Origin of the sequence: Burkholderia sp. SIMBA_062, assembly GCF_046534765.1 — a bacterium.
GTDB lineage: Bacteria > Pseudomonadota > Gammaproteobacteria > Burkholderiales > Burkholderiaceae > Burkholderia > Burkholderia ambifaria.
In genome coordinates this window covers 63007-69747 of the sequence record NZ_JAWRYD010000037.1, presented here as the reverse complement: position 1 = coordinate 69747, position 6741 = coordinate 63007, and the positions used below count along the sequence as shown (strand labels likewise).

Below are 6741 nucleotides of genomic sequence, written 5' to 3'. Positions count from 1 at the left end.
ACCGCCCGGTGCGGACCCGCATGCCGGGTGGTGTGGGAGGGGATCGGTCAGTTTATCTGACCGCCCCTATCCCGATTCCGAACGCTTACAAATTGCAAGCGTTTGTGTGCATTGCCGCAATAACCTGCCAAATGCCTTGGCGCGGTAATCCTGGCTGGGCATAATCGGGGCGCGTTTTTTCGGACGCGCGCTGCGTCGTCCGCTTTTTGACCCGATTGATCATCACTAAAAGGACCGACGCGTGAGTCTCTGGTTTCTGGTATTCCTGAGCGTCCTGCAGGGCGTTACCGAACTCTTCCCCGTCAGCAGTCTCGGCCACACGCTGCTTATACCGGCGTTGTTCGGCATGCACATCGACAAGCATGCGCCGCAGTTGCTGCCGTTCCTCGTCGCGCTGCATCTCGGCACCGCGCTCGCGCTGCTGTGGTATTTCCGTGCGCGCTGGATCGCGCTGATCAGCGGCTTCTTCGCGCAGCTTGGCGGGCGGAAGAACGACGACGGGCACCTGATGTGGGCGCTCATCATCGGCACGATCCCGACCGGGATCGTCGGCCTGCTGCTCGAGAAGCGCCTCGAGCGCGTGTTCCACGATCTGCGGATCGTCGCGGTCGCGCTGATCATCAACGGCGTGCTGCTGTGGGTCGGCGATCGCATCCAGCGCAGCCGCACGCACCAGGCGCCCGAGAAGATGACGTTCAAGCAGGCGTTCTTCGTGGGCCTCGCGCAGATCGGCGCGCTGATTCCGGGTTTCTCGCGCAGCGGGCTGACGATGATCGCCGGCAATGTAGCCGGGCTGACGGCGGAGAAGGCGGCGGAGTTTTCATTCCTGCTCGGCACGCCGATCATCTTCGCGGCGGGTGTGCTCGAGTTGCCGAAGCTCTTTCATGCGCGCGACCAGCTCATGGACGCGCTGCTCGGCGGCGTGCTGACGGCGATTGCCGCTTATCTGAGCGTGCGGTTTCTGATGCGCTATTTCGAAGGGCGCGGGCGGTTGGCTTCGTTCGGCGTGTATTGCGTGATCGCCGGTGTGTTCTTCCTCGGCTGGTTCATGCTGCATCCGCAGCCGGTTTGACGGTTGCGGTGCCGGTCGCGCGGGATATGGCGCGATGATCGGGTATAATTCCGGGCTCGGCTTCATGCCGGGCCCGTTTCGTTTCCGGGCTTCGAGTTCGTGGTTGTTGGCGGTGCTCGAAGCTTCGCGCGTCAAATGCGGCCCGGGTTTTTGTGGCCGTGTCTTGTTCCCTCGACCGCCCTTAGCTCAGTTGGATAGAGCAACGGCCTTCTAAGCCGTAGGTCACACGTTCGAATCGTGTAGGGCGGGCCAGTCAAATCGATGAGTTAGCCCGGTTTTTGTGACCGGGCTTTTTGCTTCTGCAGATGTCCGGAACCAATCCGGAACCGAGTTCGCTCAACGTTGCGGCCGAACCGACTTCACGAACGCTGCATAGGGATTTTCGGCGGGCAACGGCGGCGGCGCATCGATAGCTTGCCGTTCACGCGGACTCAGGCCGAACGCATCGAGTAGCCGGGCCGATTGGGCGCGCGCATCGCTCAGTGCGCGCAGCGCCGGATGTGCTTTGCTTTCGCCCGACCCGGTCGCAATCGTCAACCCTTCACGGTCCAGCGTCTCGCGTAACTGCGCCTCCGTCGCCAATGTTTCGGCAAGCAGTTCGAGCGCGCGCAAATCCGATGCGGTCAAAAGTCCCAAACTCATCACGAGCGGCGCAACCCGCGTCCATTCCGTAGCGGCGCGATAGGACACGCCGTCCGGCGGCGGCGGTGCTTCGTCCAATTGTTCGGCCGCGATACCCTTGAGCCTATCGGCGCGCAGCGTTCGGGACAGCGCTTTGGTTGTATTCGATTTGCGAGGCATGGCCCTTCCCGAAAAATTAATTCATCTCGAATTACCGGGGAGCGCGAGCCCGGGACTATAAATTTATAATCAATAGTCCCGAGCCGTCATATTCTGATTGCCGCCTCCTTTCTTGGATTTTCTAGGCCGCCGCTTCCACTCCATTCGCCTTACCGGTGATGGGTGTTTCTGGCGCCTGCACGGCGACATGTGTTGCGATTGGATTCAAAATCCTAGCGAAAGTGCCGCGAACTTCAACCGGAAAGAATTGGGGGAATTCTCCTATGACCTGCAAAATCCCGAGCTTCAAGGCCGAATCACCCTGACCCCGAGCAATCACATTCAATTCCGGTATCGCTTGAAGCAATTTTGTCTCGTATGGGTGACCTTGATGAAGGAGGTACGCTGCCGGGTATTGTAGCTCATATCCATTCTCAAGCTTTACCGGCGTTAGATCGGAAAGAGGAATTGACAACTGCACCAGCACCGCATCAACCAGTTGTTGGCACTCTTGCTGCGTTAGATTGGCCGAATCCGTGTAAGCGAATTTGCTGCTTGTGATGCCGAAATCTTGGAATGATTTTTTGTTGTGACGTATTAGCGCCAAGCATACATACAAAGGATCCAAGAGGTAGTTTTCTATTGCGTACCTCGCTCCCTCCCCAATCACACAAATAGAATCCGTAGATTTATTTGTCGAATCGAAATCGATAATTCCAAATGCCAGGTCGCTTCCAGAGCCGCGCAGGCGCTCTACGATCTGAATGACATCAGTGCAATTTGAAGTTCCACTGTGGGGCTCAAGAAATACAGGCTCAAACATGAACTTAATTCGCCGTTTGAGAATATTGTATAGTTGAGGATAATATTGGACATCATACTTACTCTCAACAAAAACTTGACGCCTCTTTTCAAATGAAATTCGAAGAAAATCGATTCCACTTGTCAAATTTTGCACTGCGTGTGAATTACTGACCAATTGCGGAACTTTGGTGTTCTTATTGATTTCAAAAATGCAACTGTCCGGAGCCATTGCAACTGTTGAAGGCGAATGGGTTGTCATGACGACCTTTACACCAGCCTTTCGGACAAGAGTTTCGATTAAAGTTTCGATCAACAACTTCGAGAGCTCAGGGTGCAACGGCGCATCAGGCTCATCCAATAGAAGAACATCAGGACGGTCGCCGCTTTCCTGTGTGTTGTAAATCGCGAGCGCCAACGACATGAGAACTTTCTCGCCTGATGATAGATCGTTAACTGATATATTGGCGCGGGTAGTTTCGTCGATAAGCCTAAGGCGGTATGGCAAATCAAAATCACCGACCTCCGGACTGGGCACTCGATAAGGGAGATTTGCTCGAGCCAACACCTCATTAACCAAATCCCAAGGTGGAGGCCCATATTTTTTGACGAATTCCTCGTTGCTGACAAAATTAACATCACCAATCTTCAAACATTCAGAGCGATATTTATTGAAATCGTTCCTTACCTTTCTATTGTGATATGACTTGAATATAAGGGCGCATTGAGTGAGGAACAAATTTCCCTGTGGAATATCTGAAAATCTCAAATGCTCCGAAACGTCATCCTGACTCAATTCCTCAAAACTCTTCCCGGAGCGCTTGAGAATCTGCGACATAACCGATTGCAATTGCGGGTTGTGGCCAACTCGCGGCATGAATTGCGGTATCGGGTCACTGAATTGCTCCCCATTTCTTAGGGCATTATTATATTGTTGCACAACGCCATTAATCTGATTCCACCAATTTTGCACATTAGAGATAATTTGATTTGAATCGCACTGCTCGTCAACCTGAGGGTTTAATCCGTTGTAGCCGATCAGCGCGATCTTTTGCGTAACATTTCCATTTATGGTGACGCTGGAAAGCGCCGAACTATTCATTGCTTCCAATAGGTGACTCTTCCCGCTTCCATTCTTTCCCGTAAAAATTGCGAAATCAGGGAGGTCAAACGATAGCCCCCGAGGGATGGATTTGTGACTGCTGATGACTGTAATTTTCATGGTCTCGTTAGGTTGCTTCGATTCAGAATCGATTGTTCTCTCTTGGAGTTGCTTCTGTAACAATGTCGAGCCATGCATTGATTTTGACTCATGCTGCTTGCACAACATCACACTGTCATGCACCATTCTATTCGACCTGATCGTAAGTACGCGAAGGGCCGAAAATTTGGTTTCGCGGCCGACTGCGTAAAAATTTGTGTAGCGCCACGATCATCGGCGCGGTCCCGCTAGAGATTGCCTACCCCTACCCATCCTCACGCGGGTGCGCGGATGCCCCGCCATGGTCGTCAGCGCGGCCCGCGCGCATAGACCAAGGACTAAAGCATCGGCGCTCGCGCCATACGCCATTCCTCAATCAGCCGCTTGGCGTGGCGCATTGACACGAACCAGTGCTCGTTCAGGCATTCATCTCGGAACCGCCCGTTGAAGCTCTCGATATAGGCATTTTCCACCGGCTTGCCAGGTCGAATGAACGACAGCGTGACACCGGCTTCGTAGGCCCATGTATCCAGCACCTTACCAGCGAACGCCGGTCCGTTGTCGACCGTGATGGATGCGGGTAAGCCTCGCATCTCCTTAAGCCGCTCGAGTACTTGCTGCACTCGTAGGCCCGGCAGCGAAGTATCGACCTCGATGGCCAGGCACTCGCGGGTGTAGTCGTCGACCACGTTCAGGCATCGAAACCGCCGACCATAGGCCAGCCCGTCAGAAACGAAGTCCATCGACCAGCTTTGATTCGGGCCCGTTGGTAACGGCAGCGGGGTGCGCTCGATAGCCGCAATACGCTTGCGTCGCCGCTTGCGCACGCTCAGCCCCGCCTTGCTGTACAGGCGCCAGATGCGCTTGTGGTTGGCGAAGCAGCCCTCCCGCTGCAACAGCACGTGAATCCGGCGATAGCCGTAGCGGCGCTTCTGCGCGGCGATGGCCAACATCCGGCCAGTCAGCGCTTCGTCGTCAACTCGGCGGCGTGATTCGTAGTGGAACAGCGAGCGCGAAATCCCTACCAGCCCGCAGGCACGGGTAACACCCATGGCGCGTTCGGTCATCAATATCCGGACCGCTTCGCGCTTGGCCTGCGGGCTTGCTACTTTCGGGCCAGCACGTCCTTCAACGCGGCGTTGTCGAGCATTGATTCGGCCAACAGGCGCTTGAGCTTGTTGTTCTCCTGCTCCAGTTCCTTCAGGCGCTGCGCTTCGGAGACCGTCATCCCGCCGAACTTCGCTTTCCAGTTGTAGTAGGTCGCTTCCGAGATGCCGTACTTGCGGCACAGCTCCGCCGGCTTCAAGCCAGCTTCGGCTTCCTTCAAGATGCCGATGATTTGTTCTTCGGTGAACCGCTTTTTCATTGCCGTTCCTCTCTGGAACGGACTCTACACCGTTACCGTACTAAACGCGGGGAGCAGGTCAGCGAGCCTAGCCGTCGCAGGACCACGTGAACGCGTTGATATCCATAGTGCACGCTGGTGGCGGTGACTTCCTCGCTACGCATGCGCCGACGCAGTGTCGCAATCAAATCAGTCGATCACACAGCACACCAACCGAACGCAACGACAACCGATTTCACAGACCCTTCGCATGGTTCGTCCCTGCAGCAGTCCTGCCGAATTTCCGGCAAGGCCGTCGCGCATCCATTCCTGGGAGAACATCATGCGATATCCGTTGCAGTACTCCGACGCAGACGCACGCGCGTCTGCGCCGCATCCATCCGGCCTCGACCCCGACCCACACGCACCGCGGCCGTACCTCGAGGAGGTATGAGCCATGAGCAACGAAGCACTTGACCCGCTGCTGCGGCAGTTCGCGGAAAAGCGATTGGGGCGGCCCCTCGAGCCGGGCGAAGAACAGGCACTGCTGGAGCGGCTGCCGAGCAGGCACGCCAACCAGCCGGCGCCAACCGTCGGCACGGTCACGCAGGCGCACCCCGCGAACCCACCGCTGCCGCAGCCGAAAACCCGGCAGGAGGCGCGCGAGCAGATCAAGCATTTCCTGCAGCTCAACCAGCAAAAGGCGTACGAAAAGATGCGCGGCATCCTGCAGACGATCGACGCGCAGAACGAGACGACCCTCGGCATGCTGGCGTCGGAACAGCGGAAGGTGTCCGGGGTACTCGACGCGCACGAGCCGCCGGCCGACGCTCAGGCATCCGGCGCGGCCGACATCCAGGACAGCACACGCGAGGCGCTGGCGATGATCGGCGAACAACTGACGGGCCTCATCCGGCAGGAAATCGATGCGTGCTTCCGGCAATACGTCGACGTGCTCGCCGTACGGCTCGACGCGATATACGACCGGCTCCAGAGCATCGGCGCCGGTCCGACAGAATTGTCCGGATCGACCGCGCCGGATGCCGCCGCCACCGCGGTCGTTCACGACACTCCCGGCCCAGCGTCCATGTAGTGGCACGCGGGTCATGCGGCTGAACGCGAAAAACGGCCAGCCCCGATGTGCGACTTCTCAACTACGTGAACCAAGGAGCAACAAATGACTGAAAAGTGTCAAGTGTGCCAGGTCAATCCCGCGATTACCGATGCGGTCACACAGGTCAACGTCAAGGTGGTCGCCGAAGCGCCGGCAATGGCGATGGGCTCGCTGTACCAGGCCCAAAGTCATTCGCTCAGCATCCTGTTCGAGAACGCGGTGCAGCAGCAGTCGCAGGCCGCGATCCAGTCGCAGACGTCGACGAACGTGGGGACGATGCAGCTCTACACGATCGGGCCGGAAAGCGCGGGCGCGGCCGCCACGGAAATCGGCTCGAACGGGATCATCTCGCTGCTGGCCGACGTGATCGCGATCGGCAAGGCGGTGGCACGTCCGTAAGGCGCCGTCGCAACACCGTGGTTGAGCGGCGGCGCAAGCGGTACGCACCG

General features: G+C 57.2%; 6 protein-coding genes, 1 tRNA gene and 1 pseudogene. 4 read left to right on the top strand and 4 right to left on the bottom strand.

Annotated features, from left to right (window positions below):
* Positions 1-241: 241 nt before the first annotated feature.
* Positions 242-1072: an undecaprenyl-diphosphate phosphatase gene (locus SB786_RS30025; RefSeq protein ID WP_410730618.1), complete on the top strand. Its 831-nt coding sequence runs from the start codon at positions 242-244 to the stop codon at positions 1070-1072.
* A 175-nt stretch (positions 1073-1247) separates the two neighbouring features.
* Positions 1248-1324 (top strand) — tRNA-Arg (locus SB786_RS30020).
* Between the two features lie 84 nt (positions 1325-1408).
* On the opposite strand, the gene SB786_RS30015 is transcribed toward SB786_RS30020, so the two are convergent.
* From SB786_RS30015 to SB786_RS30000, 4 genes and pseudogenes are all read right to left on the bottom strand, one after another.
* Positions 1409-1873 carry a phage terminase small subunit P27 family gene (locus SB786_RS30015; protein ID WP_410730617.1) on the bottom strand — a complete coding sequence of 155 codons (465 nt, stop codon included), beginning with the start codon at positions 1871-1873 and terminating at the stop codon, positions 1409-1411.
* A 121-nt stretch (positions 1874-1994) separates the two neighbouring features.
* Positions 1995-3875: an AAA family ATPase gene (locus tag SB786_RS30010; protein ID WP_410730616.1), complete on the bottom strand. Its 1881-nt coding sequence runs from the start codon at positions 3873-3875 to the stop codon at positions 1995-1997.
* A 317-nt stretch (positions 3876-4192) separates the two neighbouring features.
* Positions 4193-5008, bottom strand: coding sequence for an IS3 family transposase (locus tag SB786_RS30005; protein ID WP_410730622.1), 816 nt, complete (start codon positions 5006-5008; stop codon positions 4193-4195).
* Positions 4963-5220, bottom strand: a pseudogene (locus tag SB786_RS30000) (transposase); the annotation flags it as partial. The pseudogene SB786_RS30000 and the gene SB786_RS30005, both read right to left, overlap by 46 nt.
* A 415-nt stretch (positions 5221-5635) precedes the next feature.
* Here SB786_RS30000 and SB786_RS29995 point away from each other — a divergent pair.
* Positions 5636-6271: a hypothetical protein gene (locus SB786_RS29995; RefSeq protein ID WP_410730615.1), complete on the top strand. Its 636-nt coding sequence runs from the start codon at positions 5636-5638 to the stop codon at positions 6269-6271.
* An 84-nt stretch (positions 6272-6355) separates the two neighbouring features.
* Positions 6356-6691, top strand: a complete 336-nt coding sequence (locus SB786_RS29990; RefSeq protein ID WP_006750338.1) for a RebB family R body protein — start codon at positions 6356-6358, stop codon at positions 6689-6691.
* The last annotated feature ends 50 nt before the right edge of the window (positions 6692-6741 follow it).

Excerpts from the sequence above, each read along its gene's own strand:
- SB786_RS30015 (WP_410730617.1), bottom strand. The coding sequence starts at position 1,873 with ATGCCTCGCAAATCGAATACAACCAAAGCGCTGTCCCGAACGCTGCGC.
- SB786_RS30010 (WP_410730616.1), bottom strand. The coding sequence starts at position 3,875 with ATGAAAATTACAGTCATCAGCAGTCACAAATCCATCCCTCGGGGGCTA.
- SB786_RS29995 (WP_410730615.1), top strand. The coding sequence starts at position 5,636 with ATGAGCAACGAAGCACTTGACCCGCTGCTGCGGCAGTTCGCGGAAAAG.
- SB786_RS29990 (WP_006750338.1), top strand. The coding sequence starts at position 6,356 with ATGACTGAAAAGTGTCAAGTGTGCCAGGTCAATCCCGCGATTACCGAT.